Annotated in this window: 23 protein-coding genes and 2 pseudogenes; 19 read left to right on the top strand and 6 right to left on the bottom strand. The window is 71.2% G+C overall.

Translation table 11 applies throughout. The features are described 5' to 3' along the window. Nucleotides 1–47 precede the first annotated feature (47 nt). Nucleotides 48–311 carry a DUF3099 domain-containing protein gene (locus tag ABZ079_RS31265; protein ID WP_356942799.1) on the bottom strand — a complete coding sequence of 88 codons (264 nt, stop codon included), beginning with the start codon at nucleotides 309–311 and terminating at the stop codon, nucleotides 48–50. 130 nt (nucleotides 312–441) lie between these two features. Between ABZ079_RS31265 and ABZ079_RS31260 the strand changes: the two genes are divergently transcribed. The 6 genes from ABZ079_RS31260 to ABZ079_RS31235 all read left to right on the top strand — a co-directional run bounded on the left by ABZ079_RS31260 (nucleotide 442) and on the right by ABZ079_RS31235 (nucleotide 4161). Continuing rightward, the gene (locus ABZ079_RS31260) at nucleotides 442–1188 is read left to right on the top strand and encodes a DUF2993 domain-containing protein (protein ID WP_356942798.1); all 747 of its coding nucleotides are present in this window, start codon (nucleotides 442–444) and stop codon (nucleotides 1186–1188) included. A 197-nt stretch (nucleotides 1189–1385) separates the two neighbouring features. Beyond that, the gene (locus ABZ079_RS31255) at nucleotides 1386–1466 is read left to right on the top strand and encodes an Ms5788A family Cys-rich leader peptide (RefSeq protein WP_350751515.1); all 81 of its coding nucleotides are present in this window, start codon (nucleotides 1386–1388) and stop codon (nucleotides 1464–1466) included. 120 nt (nucleotides 1467–1586) lie between these two features. Next, complete coding sequence (locus ABZ079_RS31250; RefSeq protein ID WP_356942797.1) at nucleotides 1587–2432, top strand: sulfurtransferase; 846 nt, start codon at nucleotides 1587–1589, stop codon at nucleotides 2430–2432. Between the two features lie 45 nt (nucleotides 2433–2477). Further along, nucleotides 2478–2765: a DUF1416 domain-containing protein gene (locus ABZ079_RS31245; RefSeq protein ID WP_009189358.1), complete on the top strand. Its 288-nt coding sequence runs from the start codon at nucleotides 2478–2480 to the stop codon at nucleotides 2763–2765. A gap of 275 nt (nucleotides 2766–3040) precedes the next feature. Further along, a complete protein-coding gene (locus tag ABZ079_RS31240) occupies nucleotides 3041–3883 on the top strand; it encodes a helix-turn-helix transcriptional regulator (protein ID WP_356942796.1) in 843 nt (280 codons plus the stop codon). Further along, nucleotides 3865–4161 (top strand): DUF397 domain-containing protein, encoded by a 297-nt coding sequence (locus tag ABZ079_RS31235; RefSeq protein ID WP_356942795.1) that lies wholly within the window; start codon nucleotides 3865–3867, stop codon nucleotides 4159–4161. Before ABZ079_RS31240 ends, ABZ079_RS31235 begins: the two co-directional genes overlap by 19 nt. 130 nt (nucleotides 4162–4291) lie before the next feature. Here the strand turns inward: ABZ079_RS31235 and ABZ079_RS31230 are convergent, their stop codons facing one another. From ABZ079_RS31230 to ABZ079_RS31220, 3 genes are read right to left on the bottom strand one after another with little or no spacing between them, the layout of a single operon-like run. Beyond that, on the bottom strand, nucleotides 4292–5524 hold the full coding sequence (locus ABZ079_RS31230) for a hypothetical protein (RefSeq protein WP_356942794.1): 1233 nt from the start codon (nucleotides 5522–5524) through the stop codon (nucleotides 4292–4294). Nucleotides 5525–5528: 4 nt separating this feature from the next. Continuing rightward, nucleotides 5529–5783 carry a MoaD/ThiS family protein gene (locus ABZ079_RS31225; protein WP_356942793.1) on the bottom strand — a complete coding sequence of 85 codons (255 nt, stop codon included), beginning with the start codon at nucleotides 5781–5783 and terminating at the stop codon, nucleotides 5529–5531. A 49-nt stretch (nucleotides 5784–5832) separates the two neighbouring features. Then, a complete protein-coding gene (locus ABZ079_RS31220) occupies nucleotides 5833–6684 on the bottom strand; it encodes an alpha/beta fold hydrolase (protein WP_356942792.1) in 852 nt (283 codons plus the stop codon). A gap of 181 nt (nucleotides 6685–6865) precedes the next feature. Between ABZ079_RS31220 and ABZ079_RS31215 the strand changes: the two genes are divergently transcribed. The 6 genes from ABZ079_RS31215 to ABZ079_RS31190 all read left to right on the top strand — a co-directional run bounded on the left by ABZ079_RS31215 (nucleotide 6866) and on the right by ABZ079_RS31190 (nucleotide 12423). Continuing rightward, nucleotides 6866–7645, top strand: coding sequence for a response regulator transcription factor (locus ABZ079_RS31215; RefSeq protein WP_356942791.1), 780 nt, complete (start codon nucleotides 6866–6868; stop codon nucleotides 7643–7645). A gap of 106 nt (nucleotides 7646–7751) precedes the next feature. Continuing rightward, a complete protein-coding gene (locus ABZ079_RS31210; RefSeq protein WP_356942790.1) occupies nucleotides 7752–8777 on the top strand; it encodes a LacI family DNA-binding transcriptional regulator in 1026 nt (341 codons plus the stop codon). A 98-nt stretch (nucleotides 8778–8875) separates the two neighbouring features. After that, nucleotides 8876–9865 carry a trypsin-like peptidase domain-containing protein gene (locus ABZ079_RS31205; protein ID WP_356942789.1) on the top strand — a complete coding sequence of 330 codons (990 nt, stop codon included), beginning with the start codon at nucleotides 8876–8878 and terminating at the stop codon, nucleotides 9863–9865. A 10-nt stretch (nucleotides 9866–9875) separates the two neighbouring features. After that, nucleotides 9876–10112, top strand: a complete 237-nt coding sequence (locus ABZ079_RS31200; RefSeq protein ID WP_356942788.1) for a hypothetical protein — start codon at nucleotides 9876–9878, stop codon at nucleotides 10110–10112. Between the two features lie 92 nt (nucleotides 10113–10204). Next, the gene (locus tag ABZ079_RS31195) at nucleotides 10205–10939 is read left to right on the top strand and encodes a response regulator transcription factor (RefSeq protein WP_356942787.1); all 735 of its coding nucleotides are present in this window, start codon (nucleotides 10205–10207) and stop codon (nucleotides 10937–10939) included. Next, nucleotides 10936–12423 carry a HAMP domain-containing sensor histidine kinase gene (locus ABZ079_RS31190; RefSeq protein ID WP_356942786.1) on the top strand — a complete coding sequence of 496 codons (1488 nt, stop codon included), beginning with the start codon at nucleotides 10936–10938 and terminating at the stop codon, nucleotides 12421–12423. The genes ABZ079_RS31195 and ABZ079_RS31190 overlap by 4 nt, the downstream gene beginning before the upstream one ends. A gap of 49 nt (nucleotides 12424–12472) precedes the next feature. Here the strand turns inward: ABZ079_RS31190 and ABZ079_RS31185 are convergent, their stop codons facing one another. Beyond that, nucleotides 12473–12952, bottom strand: coding sequence for a MarR family transcriptional regulator (locus ABZ079_RS31185; protein ID WP_356942785.1), 480 nt, complete (start codon nucleotides 12950–12952; stop codon nucleotides 12473–12475). 105 nt (nucleotides 12953–13057) lie between these two features. On the opposite strand from ABZ079_RS31185, the gene ABZ079_RS31180 reads away from it, so the two are divergent. From ABZ079_RS31180 to ABZ079_RS31160, 5 genes and pseudogenes are all read left to right on the top strand, one after another. Continuing rightward, the gene (locus ABZ079_RS31180; RefSeq protein WP_356942784.1) at nucleotides 13058–13957 is read left to right on the top strand and encodes an NmrA/HSCARG family protein; all 900 of its coding nucleotides are present in this window, start codon (nucleotides 13058–13060) and stop codon (nucleotides 13955–13957) included. Between the two features lie 43 nt (nucleotides 13958–14000). Then, complete coding sequence (locus ABZ079_RS31175; RefSeq protein WP_356942783.1) at nucleotides 14001–14171, top strand: hypothetical protein; 171 nt, start codon at nucleotides 14001–14003, stop codon at nucleotides 14169–14171. Further along, nucleotides 14123–14580: pseudogene (locus ABZ079_RS31170) on the top strand (pectinesterase family protein); the annotation flags it as partial. The gene ABZ079_RS31175 and the pseudogene ABZ079_RS31170, both read left to right, overlap by 49 nt. Nucleotides 14581–14608: 28 nt before the next feature. Next, the gene (locus tag ABZ079_RS31165; protein ID WP_356942782.1) at nucleotides 14609–15913 is read left to right on the top strand and encodes an ATP-binding protein; all 1305 of its coding nucleotides are present in this window, start codon (nucleotides 14609–14611) and stop codon (nucleotides 15911–15913) included. Continuing rightward, nucleotides 15910–17037: a tetratricopeptide repeat protein gene (locus ABZ079_RS31160; RefSeq protein WP_356942781.1), complete on the top strand. Its 1128-nt coding sequence runs from the start codon at nucleotides 15910–15912 to the stop codon at nucleotides 17035–17037. Before ABZ079_RS31165 ends, ABZ079_RS31160 begins: the two co-directional genes overlap by 4 nt. Nucleotides 17038–17525: 488 nt before the next feature. Here ABZ079_RS31160 and ABZ079_RS31155 read toward each other — a convergent pair whose 3' ends face one another. Beyond that, entirely contained in the window at nucleotides 17526–19325 is a 1800-nt protein-coding gene (locus tag ABZ079_RS31155; RefSeq protein WP_356942780.1) for a bifunctional metallophosphatase/5'-nucleotidase, read from the bottom strand. Between the two features lie 168 nt (nucleotides 19326–19493). Between ABZ079_RS31155 and mshD the strand changes: the two genes are divergently transcribed. Together mshD and ABZ079_RS31145 are read left to right on the top strand one after the other, a co-directional pair. Further along, entirely contained in the window at nucleotides 19494–20420 is a 927-nt protein-coding gene (gene mshD / locus ABZ079_RS31150) for a mycothiol synthase (RefSeq protein ID WP_356942779.1), read from the top strand. Between the two features lie 93 nt (nucleotides 20421–20513). Continuing rightward, nucleotides 20514–20624 (top strand): annotated as a pseudogene (locus ABZ079_RS31145) (GntR family transcriptional regulator); the annotation flags it as partial. Nucleotides 20625–20786 lie beyond the last annotated feature (162 nt).

The following is a 20786-nucleotide window of genomic DNA, read 5'->3' as shown; positions in this document are numbered from 1 at the left end:
CCTCGCCGCCGTTCGGACCGGGCGGATGGTCGAGTGACCGGCGCCTTCTACGACCGCGGGCGCTTCTTGCCGTCCAACTCGTCCCACCACTCGTCGGACTGGGGGTCCCCGGAGGGGTCGTCCCACCAGCGGTCCTCCGGGCCCCGCCGGTTGGCGATCATCGCGGCGACCGGCGGGATGACCATGGCCACGACGCACATGCCGACGGCGGCCGGCACGGACCAGAGGCGCACGACCCCCCAGGCCAGGACGAAGAGACCGATGCACGTCCCCATCATGGCGAAGTAGATGTGACGCCGCCGCGCGTACATGGTTCCAGGGTAGGACCGGCGGCCCTGTCACAGGTGGTCGACAATCACCGCCCGTGCCCGGCCCGTGGGGTTACCGTGGCGTAGTCGTACCGGATTCCGAACACTGTCGCCGACCCGGGGGAAACACCACATGCGTGCCCTGCGAATACTTCTGATCCTCGTCGTGGTTCTGGGCGGGCTCTTCGTGATCGTGGACCGGGTCGCCGTGCACTTCGCCGAGGGCGAGGCCGCGGACAAGCTGAAGGCGACGGAGAACCTGGCCTCCACCCCGGATGTGGACATCAAGGGCTTCCCTTTCCTCACCCAGGTCGCGGGCGGCTCCCTGGACGACGTCGAGGTCGGGATCAAGGACTACGAGGCGGCCACCGGCAAGGCCGGCCAGACCATCCGCATCGACGACCTGAAGGCCGACATGAAGGGCGTCGACTTCTCCGGCGACTACAGCTCCGCCACCGCGGCCACCGCCACCGGCACCGCGACGATCTCCTACGCCGAGCTGCTCAAGACCGCCAAGTCCGAGCCGACCGACGTCGGCCTCGGCGTCAAGGCCCGTGTCGTCGGCCTCTCCGACGGCGGCAACGGCAAGATCAAGGTCGCGGTCAAGGTGAAGGGCACGGTCGCGGGGGCCATCCCCGTCGACCAGACGGTGTCCGTGCTCAGCTCGGTGACCGTCGAGAACGACAAGGTCCAGGTCCACGCCGACTCCCTGCCCGCGATCGGCAACCTCGCGCTCGCCGAGAACCGCGTCCGCACGATCACCGACTTCCAGCAGGCCATCGACCGGCTGCCCGGCGGTATCCAGCTGGACAAGGTGCAGGCCGCGCCGGACGGTGTGAAGGTCAGCGTGAAGGGTTCGGACGTCAAGCTGGCGGGGTAGGCAGCCTGCTGATGGACGCCCGCCGTCCGACTGGCGAGACAATCACGTCCGTAGCGTAGATGCGTCACCCCCACGAGCGCCCGGAGGCCGTACGACGGCTGCCCGGGCGCACTGCGTGTCCCACTATCCGGACGATCGCGTCTCGTCATATGACACACCGGTGACATGCCCGCCCCGACGTCCCTACGATCGACCGCATGAAGCGACAGGCGGATCTCACGAAGCGGCGGGCAGTGGACCTGTGCCGCGTTGCCGCCATGCTCTGTCGCCCCTTCTGAGCGAAGTCCCCGACTTCCGCATCTCACCCCCGCCCTGCTGCAAGGGCACCCGTGCGCCGCACGAACGCGCACCCTCTCCACTCGCACGCCCCGCCGCAACTGCCCCGGAGGAGAAAGAGCATGAGCCGCAGCGACGTCCTCGTCGACGCCGACTGGGTCCAGGACCACCTGGACGACCCGAACATCGCGATCGTCGAGGTGGACGAGGACACGTCCGCCTACGAGAAGAACCACATCAAGAACGCGATCCGCATCGACTGGACGAAGGATCTGCAGGACCCGGTCCGCCGCGACTTCATCGACCAGGAGGGCTTCGAGAAGCTCCTGTCGGAGAAGGGCATCGCCAACGACACCCAGGTGATCCTCTACGGCGGCAACAACAACTGGTTCGCGTCCTACGCCTACTGGTACTTCAAGCTGTACGGCCACGAGAACGTCAAGCTCCTTGACGGCGGCCGCAAGAAGTGGGAGCTGGACGCCCGCGAGCTGGTCCCCGGCGACGAGGTCCCCGAGCGCCCCAAGACGGACTACAAGGCCAAGCCGCAGGACACGTCCATCCGCGCCTTCCGTGACGACGTCGTGGCCGCGATCGGCGCGCAGAACCTGGTCGACGTGCGTTCGCCCGACGAGTTCTCCGGCAAGCTGCTCGCCCCGGCGCACCTGCCGCAGGAGCAGTCGCAGCGTCCGGGCCACGTCCCGAGCGCCAGGAACATCCCGTGGTCGAAGAACGCCAACGACGACGGCACCTTCAAGTCGGACGAGGAGCTGAAGGAGCTCTACGCCGAGGAGAACGTGGACCTCGCCAAGGACACGATCGCCTACTGCCGCATCGGTGAGCGCTCGGCCCTGACCTGGTTCGTGCTGCACGAGCTGCTCGGTGTGGAGAACGTCAAGAACTACGACGGCTCCTGGACCGAGTACGGCTCCCTCGTCGGCGTGCCGATCGAGCTCGGCGCCAACAAGTAACCCATCCCGACCGACCTTCTGGTCAGACCCCCTCTGGAGAACAGCATGTGTGGAGCGAAGGCCGGCGGCCCGGACGCCTCGACGATCAAGCCCGGTGAGACCACGATCCAGGGTCAGGTGACCCGCGACGGCGAGCCGGTGACGGGCTACGTCCGTCTGCTGGACTCGACCGGCGAGTTCACCGCGGAGGTTCCCACGTCCGCCACGGGGCAGTTCCGCTTCTACGCGGCCGAGGGCACCTGGACCGTTCGCGCGCTGGTGCCCGGCGGCACGGCCGACCGCACCGTTGTCGCCCAGAAGGGCGGGCTGGCCGAGGTCGCCATCGCGGTCTGAGCAGGCCGCTAGGGCTCAGTGACGGCTGAGGGCCGCATCCCCCGGGGTTGGACGCCAGTGGGGGGTGCGGCCCTTCGGCTACCCCGAACGCCCCGTGAGAGCGCGCCATGGCGGCCAGCTCCTTTCCTTGAAAAGACGTGCGCAGCGCAATGTTGCGGCTACGCTGCGTGTTCGTGCGGTGCTCGAGAGCATGGCGCACGGAAAGGGCGTCTTGGCTGTCGAGTGGACCGTTCAACGCTGAGCCTGCCGAATTCGACCCATCCGACAGGAGCGGGATGCCGCAGCGACTGGTGATCACGGGACGGAGTCAGGAGCCGAGGGGGCGGTTCACCGAGGAACTACGGCGCCTGAGAAGCGAGCGCGGCCTGAGCCTGCGGGACCTCGCGAAGGAAGTGGGCTGGGACTCTTCCCAGTTCGGCAAGATGGAGAGCGGGCGGACGCTGGGCGGGCCCGAGGTCGTACAGGCGCTGGATCAGTTCTACGGGACGCCTGGGTTGCTGGTGACCTTGTGGGAGCTGGCGGTGGCGGACCCGATGCAGTTCAAGGAGAGGTATCGGCGGTACATGGTGCTGGAGTCGGAGGCGATGAACCTCTGGCACTACGCCGTGAGCAGGCCGCCAGGGCTTCTCCAGACCGAAGCGTACGCACGCGAGGCGCTCGCGGCGGGTGGCCTTGGGGGACGGGAGCTGGACCAGCAGGTCGAAGCACGCGTCGGTCGACGGGAGTTGCTGAGGGGCCTCGATGCGCCGACGTTCCGCAGCATCCTCTCCGAGGCGGTGCTGCGGACTCCGCTGCGCAACGTACGGAAGTGGCGGGAGCAGCTGGAATACCTGGTGGAGACATCGGAGCACCCGAACGTCACGCTCCAGGTGCTGCCGTTCAGTGCCGGTCCTCACGGATTGGTGAGCACCGCCATGATGTTCCTCCGACTGCTGGACAGCCGTACCGTGGCTTACGCCGAGAACGACGTACACGGTGAACTGATCGAGGAACCAAGCCGGGTTGAGCGTTTCCAGCGCACTTATGATGCGGTGCGCGACATGGCGCTGTCCCCGGCTGAGTCGCAGAAGTTCATCCTGCGGATGTTGGAGGAAGTGCCGTGCGAGCCATCGACCTGAGCAACGTGACGTGGCGCAAGAGCAGCTACAGCAACTCTGACGGCGGCGAGTGCGTGGAGGTCTCCGACGACTTCCTGACCGCCGCGGCCTGGCGCAAGAGCAGCTACAGCAACTCGGACGGCGGCGCCTGCGTCGAGGTCGCCGACAACCTCCCCATCGTCCCCGTCCGTGACAGCAAGGCCCCCGCCCGCGGAGCCCTCGTCTTCCGGGCCGACGCCTGGGCGGCCTTCGTGGACGGGGTCAAGGGCGAGGGCGGGAGCCGCCGGGCGGGCCGATGAGCGAGCGCAGCACGGGAACGGCCGAACCGGTCGCGGTCAGTCCGGCCAGCACCGCGCCCGTGGTGGGGGCGCCGGTGAGCGCCGTCAGACCACCCGCCGTTCCCCGTGTGCTGTCACGGCGCACCGGTTCCTAGCCCAGCGCGCGCCCCAGGAGCCAGACGACAGGCGCAGCCGCCGACAACGGCAACGCCACGCCCGCCGTGAAGTGCACGAAGCGGGACGGGTAGTCGTAACTGGCAACCCGGTGACCGATCAGGGCACAGACAGCCGTCCCGGCACCCAGGGCGGCTCCGTTCGCACCGAAGCCGGTCATCCCGCCGACGGCGATCCCCGCGCCGGATGCGGCCAGCAGCGAGACCACGACCGACGCCGGGGTCGGCAGGGGCAGGGCCCGGGCCAGGACGGCCACCGCCACCGCCACCGCGCCCACGGACACCGCGTGCGCGTCGGCGCCGAGATACCCCGTCGCGAGGACCGCGAGCGACGCCGAGGCGACCGTGGCCATCAGGCCGTACATCCGCTCGTCCGGCGAGGCGTGCGAGCGCAGCTGCAGGACGAGGGAGAGCAGGACCCAGACACCGAGCGGTCCGAGGATCGCCGCCGGGGCGTTGCCGCGGCCCGCGACCAGTACCGCCGCGTCGGCCGTCAGTCCGCCCGCGAAGGCGAGCGCGATGCCCTGCCGGGCCGGCCACATGCCGTTCAGCCGGAACCAGCCCGCCGCCGTCACCGCCTGGAGCAGCACCAGCGGGACGAGCAGGGCATAGGAGCCCATGGGGGCCGTGGCGGCCAGCAGCACGCCCAGCAGCGCGGTGAGCGCCGCCGGCTGCATACCGGGTTCGATGATCGGGGACCGGCCCTCCAGGCGGGCCCGCTGGGCGTCGGTGATCCGGGCGTTCCCGGCGAGCGTCGCGGGGCCGTAGGCCGGATCGGACTCCGATCCGGGCTCCGGCTGGGGCGCCGGTGCCGGTGCGGGTTCCGGGTGCGGGGCGCGCGGGGCGTCCGTCTCCTCGAACCGGTGCGCCTGCTGGTGCGGTGCGGGCTGCTGGTACTCCTGATACGGCTGCTGGGACTCCTGATACCGCTGCTGATACTCCTGCCGCTGGTACTGCTGCTGATAGTCCTGGCGTTCGGGCTGCTGCGGATACCCCTGCTGCTGGTGCTGCGGCAGATACGCCGTCTCCGCCGCCTGCACCGGCGCGTGCGTCTGCGTCTCCCAGGTCTGCCCCTGCCACTGCTGGGTGAGCTGAGGGTCGTAGCCGGACTCCCGGCCGTACTGCTCGTGACCGGGCCACGCCTGCTGAGACTGCTGCTGATACGGGTCGTAGCCCTCGTACGGGCCGCCCTGATACGGCTGGTCGCTCATCGCCTCACCCTCCTGCGAACGGCGGGAGTACCTCGACCGTGCCGCCATCGGCCAGCCGTACCGTCTCATGCCCGCGGGTCCCGACGGGGTCACCGTCGATGAGGAAGGAGCATCGCTGCAGCACGCGCGTGAGTTCACCGGGGTGTCGCGCGCGCACGGCGGCCAGCGCTTCGGCGAGCGTGTCCGCGTCGTACGGCTCGTCCGCGACCCCGGCCGCGGCCTTGGCGGCGGCCCAGTAGCGCACCGTGACCTTGGGCATCTGATTCCTCAATCGACGGCAGGAAAAGACAAAGACAGATGGTGTCAGGCTAGCCCGCCGCGGCCGCCGCCCAGTCCCCGATCCGGGCCACCAGGGCGTCGTCCGCCGCGTTCTCGGCATGCCCCATGCCCGGCTCCACCCAGAGTTCGCTGTGGTCACCGGCGGCTTCGGCGAGCATGCGGGGGTGGTCGAGGGGGAAGTAGCCGTCGCGGTCGCCGTGCACGAGCAGGAGCGGGGTGGGGGCGATCCTCGGGACCGCTTCCGCAGGGGAGAGCGGCACCGGGTCCCAGTCGCGGTGGTGGATGCGCGTCCGCAGGCCGTAGCGGCCGACCAGGCGGCCCTCGGGGCGGGTGACCAGCCAGTGCAGGCGGCGCATGGGGGCGGTGCCCCGGTAGTACCAGCGGGCGGGGGCGCTGACCGAGACCACCGCGTCCACCGTGCCGGGGCTCAGGGCCGCGTGCCGCAGGACCACCGAGCCGCCCATCGAGAAGCCGACGGTCACCACGCGCGCGTGCCCGAAGCCACGGGCCCACTCGACGGCGGCGGCGAGGTCCAGCACCTCCTTGTCACCGACCGTGGAGCGGCCGCCGGAGCGGCCGTGGCCGCGGAAGGAGAAGGTGACGACCGCGCCGTAACGGGCGAGGACGCCCGCCACTCGTCGAACGTGCGGGCGGTCAACGTCCCCGGTGAAACCGTGGGCGACCACGAACACGAGGTCAGGGGAGGCCGGCCGAAAGGTGTCCGGGAGGGTTTCGTATACGACGGCGCCGGGATCGTATACGGAATCGATCGGAATTCCGTCTGCGGTGTGCAGGAACGTCCGGATAAGGCCACGTCCGCTTGTCTCGGAATTCGGACGAACGGTGGAACGTGCCACATGACCTGCCGGACGGTTGCTCATGTGGGCTATTCTGCTGGGTAGAGGACTCGGGCAGCGTAGCCCCCGGGTCCTTTTGTGCTTTCGGAAGCGTTGTATACGAAGCGGGAAACGTGAGGTGACCGCGGGTGTACGGGGCCTTCGGGATCGCAGAGCAGTGCCGCACCGCACACGTCCTCGCAGGGACCGAGGAGGAACCAGACGTATGAGTTCTCTGCTGCTCCTGACCAACGCCCTCCAGCCGTCGACGGAGGTGCTCCCCGCCCTCGGCCTGCTGCTGCACAACGTGCGGGTGGCCCCGGCCGAGGGGCCCGCTCTCGTCGACACCCCCGGCGCCGATGTCATCCTCGTCGACGGCCGCCGCGACCTGCCACAGGTACGCAGCCTGTGCCAGCTGCTGCGCTCCACCGGCCCCGGCTGTCCGCTGCTCCTCGTCGTCACCGAGGGCGGCCTCGCCGCCGTCACCGCCGACTGGGGCGTCGACGACGTACTCCTCGACACCGCCGGTCCCGCGGAGGTGGAGGCGCGGCTTCGGCTCGCCATGGGCCGGCAGCAGATCGTCAACGACGACTCCCCCATGGAGATCCGCAACGGCGATCTCTCGGTGGACGAGGCGACCTACTCCGCGAAGCTCAAGGGGCGGGTCCTCGATCTCACCTTCAAGGAGTTCGAGCTGCTGAAATACCTCGCTCAGCACCCGGGCCGGGTCTTCACCCGCGCGCAGCTGCTGCAGGAGGTGTGGGGCTATGACTATTTCGGCGGCACCCGTACGGTCGACGTGCACGTACGACGGCTGCGCGCCAAGCTCGGCCCCGAGCACGAGTCGCTGATCGGCACTGTCCGGAACGTCGGTTATCGATTCGTTACGCCCGAGAAGGGCGACCGGACCACCGACGAGGCCAAGGCCAAGGCGGATCGGGCAAAGGCGGAGGATGCGGACGCATCCGCCGTCCTGGACGGTGCCGAGCTGCACGCGGACGCGTAGATCTCCTCGCACAGGCGCGGAAAGCGCTCCGGCAGGGCATTGCTTCCGCACATCCAAGCAGTGATACGCCCTGCCCAGAGCGGGTCAATCCGCGTAGACTCCGCGCGTGGCCAAGGTGACTCGGGATGACGTGGCACGGCTGGCTGGGACCTCCACCGCCGTCGTCAGTTATGTCATCAACAACGGACCCCGGCCGGTCGCCCCGGCCACGCGCGAGCGCGTCCTCGCCGCGATCAAGGAACTGGGGTACCGGCCCGACCGGGTCGCCCAGGCGATGGCGTCGCGGCGCACGGACCTCATAGGCCTGATCATCCCGGACGCCCGCCAGCCCTTCTTCGGCGAGATGGCGCACGCGGTCGAGCAGGCGGCCTCCGAGCGCGGAAAGATGGTCCTCGTCGGCAACACCGATTACATCGGCGAACGCGAGGTCCACTATCTGCGTGCCTTCCTCGGCATGCGCGTCTCGGGGCTCATCCTCGTGTCGCACGCGCTGAACGACCTCGCCGCCGCCGAGATCGACGCCTGGGACGCCCGGGTGGTGCTGATGCACGAGCGTCCGGAGGCCATCGACGACGTTGCCGTGGTGACGGACGACCTCGGCGGCGCCCAGCTCGCCGTACGCCACCTGCTGGAGCACGGCTACGAGTACGTCGCCTGTATGGGCGGTACGGCCGAGACGCCGGCCGTCGGCGACCCGGTCTCCGACCACGTCGAGGGCTGGAAACGGGCCATGGCCGAGGCGGGCCTGTCCACCGAGGGCCGGCTGTTCGAGGCTCCGTACAACCGCTACGACGCCTACCGCGTGGCCCTGGACGTCCTCTCCGGCCCCCACCGGCCGCCGGCGATCTTCTGCTCCACCGACGACCAGGCGATCGGCCTGCTGCGGGCCGCGCGCGAACTGCGCATCGACGTGCCCGGGAAGCTGGCGGTGGCGGGCTTCGACGACATCAAGGAGGCCGCGCTCGCCGATCCGCCGCTGACCACGGTCGCCTCGGATCGTTCGGCCATGGCGCGGGCGGCGGTCGACCTCGTCCTGGACGACGGGCTGCGGATCGCCGGGTCGCGGCGCGAGCGGCTGAAGACGTTCCCGTCCCGGCTGGTGGTGCGCACGTCCTGCGGTTGCGGGGTCTGATACTCCGGGGCCGGCCTTCATATCGGGCAGACAAGGTTCTGCCGGGCTTCTCAGGGAGCGCTCAGGAAGCTCTCATGGTCGCGGGGAACGCTTGTGTCATGACCGAGAGCCAGGGCGCATACGCGCAGCAGCCCCCCTCCTCCGCTCCTGTGAACCCCGAGTGGCCGCCTCCGCCGTCGTACCGGCCCGTGGCGGCCCCGGAAGCCGGGCCGGAGAAGAAGCGCACCCGGGGCCCGGTCGCCCTGCTCGCGGCGGTCGCGATCGTCGCGGCCGCGGTCGGCGGCGGCACCGCGTACGGCTTCCAGGAGCTGACCGGCAAGGACACGGTCGCCTCCGCCGGCACCACCACCGTGGTGCCCGCCGGCAAGAAGGGCGACGTCGCCACGATCGCCTCGGCGGTCGGCCCGAGCGTGGTCGAGGTCCAGGCGGCCCTCGGCAACGGCACCTCCACCGGATCCGGCGTGATCATCACGTCCGGCGGGGAGATCGTCACCAACAGCCACGTCGTCTCCGGCGCCACCTCGATCAAGGTGCGCACCAGCGACGGCCGGAGCTTCACCGCCGAGGTCGTCGGCACCGACAGCTCCAACGATCTCGCACTGATCAAGGTCAAGGGCGCCTCCGGCCTGAAGGCGGCGAGCCTGGGCGACTCCGACAGCGTCCAGGTGGGTGACACGGTCGTCGCGATCGGCTCCCCCGAGGGCCTGACCGGCACCGTCACCAGCGGCATCGTCTCCGCCCTGCACCGGGACGTCACCGTCTCCACCGACGAGAACCAGGGCCAGAACCAGGGCGGCGACGGACAGTGGCCGTTCCGGTTCGGCGGCCGTGAGTTCAACGGCGACACGGGTTCGTCCACGACGACGTACAAGGCGATCCAGACGGACGCGTCCTTGAACCCCGGCAACTCCGGCGGCGCGCTGATCGACGCGAGCGGCCACATCGTCGGCATCAACTCCGCGATGTACTCGTCGGGTTCGCAGGCCTCCTCGGCCTCGGACGCGGGCAGCATCGGTCTCGGCTTCGCCATCCCCGTCAACACCGTCAAGTCCGACCTCGCCAAGCTGCGGGCGGGCTCCACCAGTTAGGGAGCAGGTCATGATCACAAAGGTCTCGCACCAGATCACCGGCCGCGGCGCGGCCGACATCGCCCTGGCCCTCTCGGTCGCGTGCACGCTGCACGCGCGCATCCCGGCACCCCGCGCCCCGGAGGTGGCCGCGACGCCCGTCCCCGAACTGATGGGCCTGCGCACCTCCGCCGCCCGCCCCCACCGCCGCAAGGTGCCCCTCAGGCGCCTGAACACGATGCGCAGCATGAGCGCGCTCACGGTCTGAGCCCCGCCTGCCACCTCCCGGGCCCGGGAACATGCGAGGCTGACAGACGGCCCCGACCACACGACCCACCGCACCCCGAGGAATCGCGAGCGATGAGCCCCGCCGAAGGCGACCGTGACCCCCAGCGCATCCTGATCGTCGACGACGAGCCCGCCGTCCGCGAGGCACTCCAGCGCAGCCTCGCCTTCGAGGGGTACGACACGGAGGTGGCCGTGGACGGCGCGGACGCCCTGGAGAAGTCCCCGGCCTATCAGCCGGACCTGGTCGTCCTGGACATCCAGATGCCGCGCATGGACGGCCTGACGGCGGCCCGTCGCATCCGGGGCGCGGGCGACACCACCCCGATCCTCATGCTCACGGCCCGCGACACGGTCGGCGACCGGGTGACGGGGCTGGACGCGGGTGCCGACGACTACCTCGTCAAGCCCTTCGAGCTGGATGAACTCTTCGCCCGCATCCGCGCCTTGCTGCGCCGCAGCTCGTACGCGGTCGCCGTGTCGGCCGAGGCCCAGGAGGACGAGGCCCTCACCTTCGCCGACCTGCGCATGGACCTCGCGACCCGCGAGGTCACGCGCGGCGGACGGCAGGTGGAGCTGACCCGCACCGAGTTCACCCTCCTGGAGATGTTCATGGCCCACCCGCGCCAGGTGCTCACCCGTGAGCAGATCCTGAAAGCGGTGTGGGGCTTCGACTTCGAGCCCTCGTCCAACTCCCTCGACGTCTACGTCATGTACCTGCGCCGCAAGACCGAGGCCGGCGGCGAGCCGCGCCTGGTGCACACGGTGCGGGGCGTGGGGTACGTCCTGCGCCAGGGCGGCGCGGAGTGAGAAGGCTGGTGCGCCGCTACCGGGCGCTGCCGATCCGGGCGCGGCTGGCGATGCTGGTGGCGGCGGCGGTGGCGTTCGCGGTGGCGGCGGTCTCGGTCACCTGCTGGTTCATCGTGCAGCGCAAGCTGTACGACCAGGTCGACAAGGACCTGCAGAAGACCGCGCAGCCCCAGCGGGAGGGGAATGTGGTGTCCGCGCTCATGACGTGCCCGCAGCAGCCCAACGGGTCCGTCCCCGCCGGCCTGCACGCCCACGGCACCTACTACTACCTGCAGCTCGTCAAGCGGGACGGCACCACCTGTGTGTCCGCCGACTCCGCGGGCCGGGTGAAGCCCACGTCCGCCGATACCGGCGTCATCGCCAGGGCGAACGACAGCGGCGGCGTACTGCTCGACGGCCTACTGCGCGACGGCACCGACTCCGAGGGCAACGCGGTGCGCGTGCTGACCCAGCCCCTGACCATCAGCCAGGGTCGGGGCGTTCCGCCCCAGCTCTATCCGGACACGGCCCTGCAGGTCGCCATACCGCTGAAGAGCACCCGGGACACGCTCAAGGACCTCGCCCTGGTCCTGCTGCTCGTCTCCGGCATCGGAGTGGTCGGTGCCGGCGCGGCGGGGCTCGCGGTGGCCCGGGCGGGACTGCGTCCGGTCGACAAGCTCACGGAGGCCGTCGAACACGTCGCGCGGACCGAGGATCTCGGCATCCGGATCCCCGTCGACGAGCACAGCGAGGACGAGGTGGCCCGCCTTTCGCGGTCCTTCAACTCGATGACCACCGCGCTCGCCGGCTCCCGCGACCTCCAGCAGCAGCTGATCGCGGACGCCGGTCACGAACTGCGCACCCCTCTCACCTCGCTCCGTACGAACATCGAACTGCTCACCCGCAGTGAGGAGACGGGCCGGCCGCTGCCCCCGGAGGACCGCAAGGCGCTGCTCGCCTCGGTGAAGGCGCAGATGACCGAACTGGCCTCCCTGATCGGCGATCTGCAGGAACTGTCCCGCTCGGAGGGGCAGCGGGGCGAGCGCCTGCAGGTGGTGGCGTTCCGGGACACCGTCGAGGCGGCCCTGCGCCGGGCGCGCCTGCGCGGGCCGGAGCTCACGATCACGGCGGACCTGGAGCCCTGGTTCGTCCGGGCGGAGCCCTCCGCGCTCGAGCGGGCGATCGTCAACATCCTCGACAACGCGGTGAAGTTCAGCCCCGGGGGCGGCACGGTCGACGTCCGGCTGAGCAGCGGTGTGCTGACGGTGCGCGACCATGGGCCGGGCATCCTGGAGGACGAACTCCCGCACGTCTTCGACCGGTTCTGGCGCTCCCCCAGCGCGCGTGCCCTGCCGGGCTCGGGCCTCGGGCTGTCCATCGTGGCCCGTACGGTCCAGCAGGCGGGCGGTGAGGTCGCCCTGGCCCGCGCGGAGGGCGGCGGCACCGTGGCCACGGTACGGCTGCCGGGCGCGCCGACGCCTCCGCCGGAGACGCCGGGCGCCTGAGCGGCGGCGTGCCGGGTGACTCGGTCCCGCCCGCTCGGGCCCGGTGGGCTCAGTCCGGCTTGGGCATGGTGCGCAGGCGCTCGATCTGTGTGTGGCTGAGGTCGTTCGCGCGGCGCATGTGCCGGGTGATCGCCTTCAGCTCGTCCTCGCTGTGGTCGTCGAGGATGGTCTGCCAGGTCTGTCCGAGGTCGTCCCACAGCGCGGTGACGCGGGCCACGCGCTCCGGAACCGGGGTGACCAGCACCCGGCGGCGGTCCTGCCGGTCGGGGGTACGGGCGACGTAGCCCCCTCGTTCGAGCCGATCCACCAGGCGGGTCGCCGAGCCCGTGGTGAGGCCCGTCCGGTCGGCGATCTGCTTGACGGTGAGCGGCTCGGCCTCGGCCGTCAGCAGGCTCAGGCACTGCACGTCGGTCGGGTGCAGCCCGAGGTGGTCGGCGACGGCCTGGTTGAACAGGACGTACGCCGCCAGATAGCGGCGGGACTCCATCGACAGCTCCTCGTAGAGCCGGGCCCGGCGCGGGTCGGTCATGGGACCCCCTTTTCGATATCACTGCGCGGCGCAGCGACTTCCGCTATTCTCCTGCGTAACGCAGTAATTGCGCCACACATCAATCCTACCCACCGGGGGACCCCCATGCTCACCGTCGCCGTCACCGGTGCCACCGGCGCCCAGGGCGGAGCCACCGCCCGCGCCCTGCTGGCCGCCGGCCACCACGTCCGCGCCCTCACCCGCCGCCCGGCGGCACCGTCCGCCGACGCCCTGCGGAACCTGGGCGCCGAGGTCCGCGCCGCGGACTTCGACGACCGCGCCTCACTCGACGCTGCCCTCGCCGGCGCCGACGCGCTGTTCGCGGTCACCACCCCGTTCGGCACCGACACCGATACCGAGGTCCGGCAGGGCCAGGCCCTCGTGGACGCCGCCGCGGGCGCCCGCCTCGGCCACGTCGTGTTCACCTCCGCCGCCCACGCCGACCGGGGCACCGGCGTCCCGCACTACGAGAGCAAGCACGCGATCGAGCGGCACCTGCGCGCGTCCGGCGTGCCGTGGACGGTGATCGCCCCGGCCGCGTTCATGGACAACTACGCGAGCGGCTGGACCCTCGACGGGCTGCGCGACGGCACCTTCGCCTGGCCCATGCCGGCCGGCCGGCCCCTCACCCTCATACCCGCCACCGACATCGGCGCGTTCGCCGCGCTCGCCCTGCGGCGCCGCGCGAAGTTCACCGGCCGCCGGATCGACATCGCCTCCGACGAGTGCACCCCCGAGCAGATCGCGGCCGTCCTGGCCGGTGCCACCGGCAGCCCGATCACCCATCAGGAGGTGCCACTCGCCCACGTGCGGACCAGGTCCGAGGACCTGGCGTCCATGTTCGCGTACTTCACGACGTCCGGCCTCGACGTCGACGTGGCCGGGCTGCGCCGCGCCTTCCCCGACGTCGGCTGGCACACCCTCACCGACTGGGCCGCCACACAGGACTGGCCCGCGCTGCTGACCCGCCACGCCGAGCGCGGCAACCTTTCCGGCCGCGGGTGACGACTGCTCAGCAGTCCACCCCCGCACGAAAGGCGGCTCCCCCATGAGTGAGCACCGCAGCACGGTCACGCCCCGCCACCGCGGAGGCCGTCGGACCCTCGCGTTCGGCCTGCCGCTCGCGCTCGCCGCCGCGGGCGGCCTCGCCTACGGCCTCTTCGGCGCCGATACGTCGTCGGCAACGTCGACTTCATCTTCGGGCGGGCCACCGCCGTGATCGACAAGTCCGTCATCACGCTGAAGAAGCGCTGGGACGGCACCTCCGCCGGATTCGTCACCGCTCCCAGCACCGTCGCGAACCGCAAGGGCATCCTGATCGCCAACTCCACCGTCGGCGGCGACGTCTCGGCCCGCAGCTTCTTCCTCGGGCGCCCCTGGCACGCCGGCGGCGACGCCTCCCTCCGCAGACCACGGTCCGCGACACCATCCTGAGCGCCGCGATCAAGTCCACTCCCTGGACCGGCATGAGCGGCTTCTCGTGGAAGGACGACCGGTTCGCCGAATACCGGAACAGCGGCGCGGGTGCGGGGTCGGCCGGCGTGAACCGTCCTCAACCTACCGACACCCAGGCGGCCGGCCAGGAGGTCGCGGACTGGCTGGGCGACTGGACTCCTGCCGCTTCCTGACCAGAGACGGGTCCTTAGGGTAGGGCCCATGCCGGAAGACTCTCCACTGATCCACAGCCTGCGTACGGCAGTTGCGGCCGCGCCTGCCGACGTCCCCCTGCGGCTGCATTTCGCGGAGCTGCTGCTGAACGACGGCCGGACCGATGCCGCCGTCGCCGAGGTGGCGGTCGCTTTGCAGCACGCGCCGGGAGACGCGCACGCGCGGCAGCTCATGGCCCGTGCCATGGGAGTACCCGAGCAGGCGAGCCGGCCCGCCCAGGCTGCCCCGCCTTCGCAGCCGGCCCCGCCCGCCGAGCCCGGGCCGGCGGTCGAGGCGCCGCCCTCTTCCGGGCCCCGCGGCGGATTCGACTGGACGGCCGCCGAAGAGCAGGTCGGGGACGTCGTACCACCCCGCTTCGTCGAGGCGCCGGTCCGTACCGACGGCGCCGACGACCCCGGGGACGCCGAGGCGTGGGACGTGGAACGGCCCGGTGCCGTGCGGCTCGCCGACGTCGGCGGGATGCGGGAGGTGAAGGAGCGGCTGGAGGCCGCCTTCCTCGCACCGCTGCGCAACCCCGAGCTGCGCAAGCTGTACGGCAAGAGCCTGCGGGGCGGGCTCCTGCTGTACGGGCCGCCCGGCTGCGGGAAGACGTTCATCGCGCGGGCGGTCGCGGGTGAACTCGGCGCCGGTTTCCTGTCCGTGTCGGTCAACGACGTCCTCGACATGTGGATGGGCAACTCCGAGCGCAACATGCACGAGATCTTCCAGACCGCCCGCCGCCAGGCCCCCTGCGTGGTCTTCCTCGACGAGCTGGACGCGCTCGGCGCCAAGCGCAGCCGTACCGCGCACAGCGGGATGCGCAACACCGTCAACCAGCTGCTCACCGAACTGGACGGCATCGACTCCGCCGCCAACGACGGCGTGTTCGTACTCGCCGCCACCAACGTCCCCTGGGACGTGGACAACGCCCTGCGCCGCCCCGGGCGTCTGGACCGCACCCTGCTCGTGCTGCCGCCGGACGCCCCGGCACGCGAGGCGATCCTCCGCTACCACCTGCGCGACCGCCCCATCGAGAACGTCGACCTGGCCAGACTCGCCAAGGTCACCGACGGCCTCTCCGGTGCCGACCTGGCCCATCTGTGCGAGGCGGCCGCCGAGCGCGCGCTGCTCGACTCGGCACGCACCGGCACCGTACGCCTGATCGGGATGAAGGACCTGCTGGCCGCGGCGAAGGAGACCGTTCCGTCGGCCGAGCCGTGGTTCGCCTCCGCCCGGAACGTGGCGATGTTCGCCAACGAGGGCGGGATGTACGACGACCTGATCGCCTATCTGAAGAAGAGGCGCAAACTGTGACCACCGTGCACCCCGCCCTGGAGCGGGCCGACGCGCTCTTCGAGCTGGGACGCTATGACGAGGTCAAGGCGCTGCTCGGGCAGCGGCTCGCGGAGGACCCGGAGGACGTCCGCGCCTGGGTCAGGCTCGCCCGGTGCCACCTTCGCTGCGAGCAGGAGGCGGACCAGGCGCTGGAAGCGGCCGAACGGGCGCTCGCGCTCGATCCGGAGGACATCGGCGCCCTCATTCAGCGCGCCTACGCCCTGCGGGCCGTGGGCGGCGGCCGTTTCCCCGAGACCGAGGGCGTCCTGCGCGAGGTCATCCGCCTCGCCCCCGACTACTGGGTCGGGTACGCGATGCTCGCCGACTGGCTGTTCCGCATCAGGATCGTCCAGTTCGGGGCGGCCAACGGAGGACAGGTCACCCGGGAGGCCATGGACGGCTTTCTGCGGGAGTCGGGCGAACTGGCCCAGGAGGCCATCCGCCTGGGGCCCGAGGAGCTGTTCCCCTACGAGGTGGCATGGCTGATCGCCGACATGGCGGGCAACCGGACCGTCGCCGACCAGATGGACCAGGCCATTCTCCGGCTCGACCCGACGCACCAGCAGGCCCTGGCCCGGCAGACGCGGAAGGCCGCCGCCGCACCGGGCGTCAAGGCCACGCAGGCCGCCACCCTCTACGCCGACGCCCTCGCCGCCGCGCCGGACTCGGCGTCCATGCAGAAGGGCCTGGACCATGCCTCCTACCGGCTGCTGCGCGGAGTCCGCTGGCTCGCCGTGCTGTGCGTGCTCCTCGCCGGCGTCGGGCTCGACCTCTTCGCCACCGAGGGCGACAGCCGGCGCTCCCTGCCGCTCTCCCCGGGCCAGCGGCTGTGGGACCTCGTCCCCATGGCGGCCATCTGGGCCGTGGGCGCCCTGCTGCGCTACCGCCGGCTGCGCACCGGGGTCCGGTACAACCTCCGGTCCCTGATCCGGCGTGGCCGCTGGCCGCGCATCGTCCTGGGCCAGGCCGCCTGGGCCATGCTCTGCGCCCTGCTCCTCACCCAGGTGCCGTGGACCGAACGGACGGTGCCGCAGTTCGTCTTCTGGGCGGGACTCGTGCCGACGGCCGCCACGATCTGGTTCGACCGGAGGAAGAACACCTGAGGACCAGCCGCCTGAGAACCGCCTGAGGCGTGGGCCGGTGCATGAGTCACGGGAGTCACGGGAGTCACGGGCAGTACGGAGCGCAGGATCGTCGTTTCGTCGCGGGCGACCTCGCGACCGTCTACGGCAGCGGCGACGCCGGCCCGGCGTACGCCCCGCCACCGCGAGACGTTCCTCCTCGGGGCCGGCTCATATCCCGGTGATCACGACGGGCGTACGGCCTGCCCTCAGCCGGCGCAGAGGGCGCGTCACCCGGCGGGCGGCCACCGCGTCCCCGCCCGCCGGTCCTCGTCCAGTACGAGGACCGGAGCGGCGCGGAGCATCGCGCGGGCGATGGCGATGTGCTGGAGCCGGTTGCCCGACGGGGCCGCCGTGCCGGGTGCGACGCGTGTGCCGTGGCCGTCCGGAAGCCCGGTGGTGAACTCGTGCGCCGCCTCCCGGCACCGGCCGGTCCCGGATTCCGGGACCGGAAGGCCATGGCACAGGCGTTACTGCACGACGGTGATCCGGTCGGTCTTCGGCGGCGCGATCGGTGAAGTCGGCGCCGAGTTCGCCGTCAGGTACTTCTCCAGGGCCGCCAGGTCGTCGGAGCCGACCAGGTCGTTCGTGCCCTGACCCAGCGTCGGGAAGCCGTCACCGCCGCCCGCGAGGAAGCTGTTGGTGGCCACGCGGTAGGTGGCCGCCGGGTCGATCGGGGCGCCGTTCAGACGGATGGAGTCGGTGACCACACGGTCCGCGCCGGACTTGGTCAGGTCCAGGGTGTAGGTGAGCCCGGCGGACGGCTGGAGGATCTTGGGTGCCGCCGCGTTGACCCCGCTCACCTGCTCCTTGAGCACCTGGATCAGCTGGGCGCCGGTGAAGTCCTGCAGGTTGACGGTGTTGGCGAAGGGCTGGACCGTGAAGCCCTCGGCGTAGGTGACCACTCCGTCACCCTCGGCACCCTTGGCCGCGTAGGTCAGACCGGCCCGCACCCCACCCGGGTTCATCAGCGCGAGGCTGGTCTTCGGGTCCAGCTCCCTGCCCTGGGCGAGCTGTGCGTCGGCGATCAGGTCGCCCATCGGGGACTCGGTGCCGGTGTTGCCGATGTCGGCGGAGATGTAGCCGACGGGGCGGTTGCCGATCGGCGCTGCCAGGGTGTTCCACCCGGCGATCAGGTCCGTCATGTCCTGGGCCTTGGGCACGTCCCGGGTGACCACGTGGTTCGCGGACTTCACCGCCGTACGCGCGATGTCGCCGGTGCGGCGGTCGTAGGTCAGTGTGGTGTCGGTGTAGAGGCGGCCGAAGGAGGCCGCCGAGGTGACCATGCGGGGCCGGCCGGACGGGTCGGGGACGGTGCAGACGTACGCCTGGTGGGTGTGGCCGGTGACCAGGGCGTCCACCGCCGGGGTCACGCTCTTGGCGATGTCGACGATCGGGCCGGAGATGCCCGCGCCCGCGCCCGGGGAGTCGCAGTCGTAGTTGTAGGAGCCGGAGGCCGGGAAGCCGCCCTCGTGGATCAGGGCCACGATCGACTGCACGCCCTGGCGCTGGAGCACCTTGGCGTACTTGTTGATCGTCTCGGCCTCGTCCTTGAAGGTCAGGCCCTTCACGCCGTCCGCCGAGACGATGCCCGGGGTGCCCTCCAGCGTGACGCCGATGAAGCCGATCCTGACGTCCTTCTTCTTCCAGACCCAGTACGGCTTGAGGATCGGCTTGTTCGTCTTCTCGTCCTGGACGTTCGCGGCGAGGTACGGGAAGTCCGCGCCCTGGAACTCCTGGTCCGTGTAGCAGCCGTCCTTCGGGTGACAGCCGCCGTTCTGCAGGCGGGTCAGCTCCCGCGCGCCCTCGTCGAACTCGTGGTTGCCGACCGAGGTGACGTCCAGCTCCAGCTTGTTGAGCGCCTCGATGGTGGGCTCGTCGTGGAACAGGCCCGACAGCAGCGGGGAGGCGCCGACCATGTCGCCGCCGGCCGCGGTGATCGAGTACGGGTGGCCCTGGCGGGCCGTGCGGAGGTGGGTCGCGAGGTACTCGGCACCACCCGCGTCGACCGTCTTCGTCGTCCCGTCCGGCTGGAGTTCGGTGACCCGGCCGGAGGAACCCGACGGCGGTTCGAGGTTGCCGTGCAGATCGTTGAAGGACAGCAGCTGGACGTCCTGGTAGCGGCCGGGACGGCCGTGCCCGTGACCGCTCTTTCCGGCGTGCGCCTGTGCGGGCAGCGCCGCGGCCAGTGCGGCGGCCGTGGCGAGAGCGGCGGTCGCGGCGAGGAACGCTGGGGTACGGCGTCCGGTGCGCCGGGGTACGGCTGGCATGAAACCCCCCTGTGGGTCGGCAGCGATGAATGGGCCGGCAGCGCAGCCTAGGGTCAACGCGCGTAGCGCGACAGGGGGTTCATGGTCACATCCTGGTCTCCCTTTGCCGCTTCCTTCACCGGCTGGGATGCCGGGACTTCACCCCGGCCGCCCCGTACCCTCGTACGCATGAGCAGCGACGACACCGTACGGGCCTTTCCCTCCCGCTCCATCGACACCTACTCCGCGCTCACCCCCGACCAGGCCGAGGCGGTGCTCACCCTGCTCGCCGAGGCCGCCCAGGCCGACGGAGAGCAGCCGGTGTCCGAGCAGGGCCGGCTGCAGCTGCGCGGGGGCGCCCGCGAGGGCGTCTCGCATCTGCTGCTGAGCCTCGACGGCGAACTCGTCGGCTACGCCCAGTTGGAGGACACCGACCCGGTGGAGGCGCCGGCCGCCGAACTGGTCGTCCACCCCGCGCACCGCGGGCACGGGCACGGACGGGCGCTCGGCGCGGCGCTGCTGGCCGCCTCCGGCAAGCGGCTGCGGGTGTGGGCGCACGGCGGGCATGCCGCCGCCCGGCACCTCGCCCAGGTGCTCGGCCTGACCCTCTTCCGTGAACTGCGCCAGATGCGACGGCCGTTGGACGACCTCGAGCTGCCCGACCCGATCCTGCCCGAGGGGGTGACCGTGCGCACCTTCGTGCCCGGCAAGGACGACGCGGCCTGGCTCACGGTCAACGCGGCCGCCTTCGCCCATCACCCCGAGCAGGGCTCGCTGACCCAGCGGGACCTCGACGCCCGCAAGGCCGAGCCGTGGTTCGACCCGGCCGGGTTCTTCCTCGCCGAGCGGCGCGGGGAACTGGTCGGCTTCCACTGGACCAAGGTGCACGCCGAGGAGGGGCTGGGCGAGGTGTACGTCCTCGGGGTGCGGCCCGGTGTGCAGGGCGGCGGCCTCGGCAAGGCACTCACCACGATCGGCCTGCGCCATCTGGCCCGGCAGGGCCTGCCGACCGCGATGCTCTACGTCGACGCCGACAACAAGGCGGCGGTGTCGGTGTACGAGCGGCTGGGGTTCACGGTCCATGAGACCGACCTGATGTACCGCAGCGAAACCTGACACCCGCCTCGGTGCGGGGCGGTCGTCTTGACGGCCGCCTCTCTCTTACACCTCCGTTTCACTGCTCAATCAGTGAAAGGGGGGGGTCTACGCGTGGTCGAGTACCGCATCGACCGGCACAGCGGGGTCGCCACCTACGTCCAGATCGTCCAGCAGGCCAAACACGCGCTCCGCCTGAACCTGCTGAAGCCGGAAGACAGACTGGCCCCGCCCACGCCCCGTGCGCGGTGGCCGCCGGGACGGACGGCGCGCCGATCGGCCGCGAGCTGGAGTCCGGCACGGCCACGCCGGCCTGGTCCCGGGCCGCCTCCCCGGCCCGCCGGCTCGCCGCGAAGCCCTGCCTGGCCGCCGACCGCGGCCGGCCGG

Origin of the sequence: Streptomyces sp. NPDC006314 (assembly GCF_040613075.1) — a bacterium.
Classification (GTDB): domain Bacteria; phylum Actinomycetota; class Actinomycetes; order Streptomycetales; family Streptomycetaceae; genus Streptomyces.
The sequence above is the reverse complement of the archived record's forward strand: the minus strand, read 5'-3'. Positions and strand labels throughout refer to the sequence as shown.

Bases quoted from the DNA above. Each gene is read 5' to 3' on its own strand.
- ABZ079_RS31250 (WP_356942797.1), top strand. From the start codon at position 1,587: ATGAGCCGCAGCGACGTCCTCGTCGACGCCGACTGGGTCCAGGACCAC.
- ABZ079_RS31220 (WP_356942792.1), bottom strand. From the start codon at position 6,684: ATGAGCAACCGTCCGGCAGGTCATGTGGCACGTTCCACCGTTCGTCCG.
- ABZ079_RS31245 (WP_009189358.1), top strand. From the start codon at position 2,478: ATGTGTGGAGCGAAGGCCGGCGGCCCGGACGCCTCGACGATCAAGCCC.
- ABZ079_RS31185 (WP_356942785.1), bottom strand. From the start codon at position 12,952: ATGACCGACCCGCGCCGGGCCCGGCTCTACGAGGAGCTGTCGATGGAG.
- ABZ079_RS31260 (WP_356942798.1), top strand. From the start codon at position 442: ATGCGTGCCCTGCGAATACTTCTGATCCTCGTCGTGGTTCTGGGCGGG.
- ABZ079_RS31230 (WP_356942794.1), bottom strand. From the start codon at position 5,524: ATGAGCGACCAGCCGTATCAGGGCGGCCCGTACGAGGGCTACGACCCG.
- ABZ079_RS31165 (WP_356942782.1), top strand. From the start codon at position 14,609: ATGCCGGAAGACTCTCCACTGATCCACAGCCTGCGTACGGCAGTTGCG.
- ABZ079_RS31225 (WP_356942793.1), bottom strand. From the start codon at position 5,783: ATGCCCAAGGTCACGGTGCGCTACTGGGCCGCCGCCAAGGCCGCGGCC.
- ABZ079_RS31200 (WP_356942788.1), top strand. From the start codon at position 9,876: ATGATCACAAAGGTCTCGCACCAGATCACCGGCCGCGGCGCGGCCGAC.
- ABZ079_RS31265 (WP_356942799.1), bottom strand. From the start codon at position 311: ATGTACGCGCGGCGGCGTCACATCTACTTCGCCATGATGGGGACGTGC.
- ABZ079_RS31240 (WP_356942796.1), top strand. From the start codon at position 3,041: ATGCCGCAGCGACTGGTGATCACGGGACGGAGTCAGGAGCCGAGGGGG.
- ABZ079_RS31215 (WP_356942791.1), top strand. From the start codon at position 6,866: ATGAGTTCTCTGCTGCTCCTGACCAACGCCCTCCAGCCGTCGACGGAG.
- ABZ079_RS31175 (WP_356942783.1), top strand. From the start codon at position 14,001: ATGAGTGAGCACCGCAGCACGGTCACGCCCCGCCACCGCGGAGGCCGT.
- ABZ079_RS31155 (WP_356942780.1), bottom strand. From the start codon at position 19,325: ATGCCAGCCGTACCCCGGCGCACCGGACGCCGTACCCCAGCGTTCCTC.
- ABZ079_RS31205 (WP_356942789.1), top strand. From the start codon at position 8,876: ATGACCGAGAGCCAGGGCGCATACGCGCAGCAGCCCCCCTCCTCCGCT.
- ABZ079_RS31195 (WP_356942787.1), top strand. From the start codon at position 10,205: ATGAGCCCCGCCGAAGGCGACCGTGACCCCCAGCGCATCCTGATCGTC.
- ABZ079_RS31180 (WP_356942784.1), top strand. From the start codon at position 13,058: ATGCTCACCGTCGCCGTCACCGGTGCCACCGGCGCCCAGGGCGGAGCC.
- ABZ079_RS31255 (WP_350751515.1), top strand. From the start codon at position 1,386: ATGAAGCGACAGGCGGATCTCACGAAGCGGCGGGCAGTGGACCTGTGC.
- mshD (WP_356942779.1), top strand. From the start codon at position 19,494: ATGAGCAGCGACGACACCGTACGGGCCTTTCCCTCCCGCTCCATCGAC.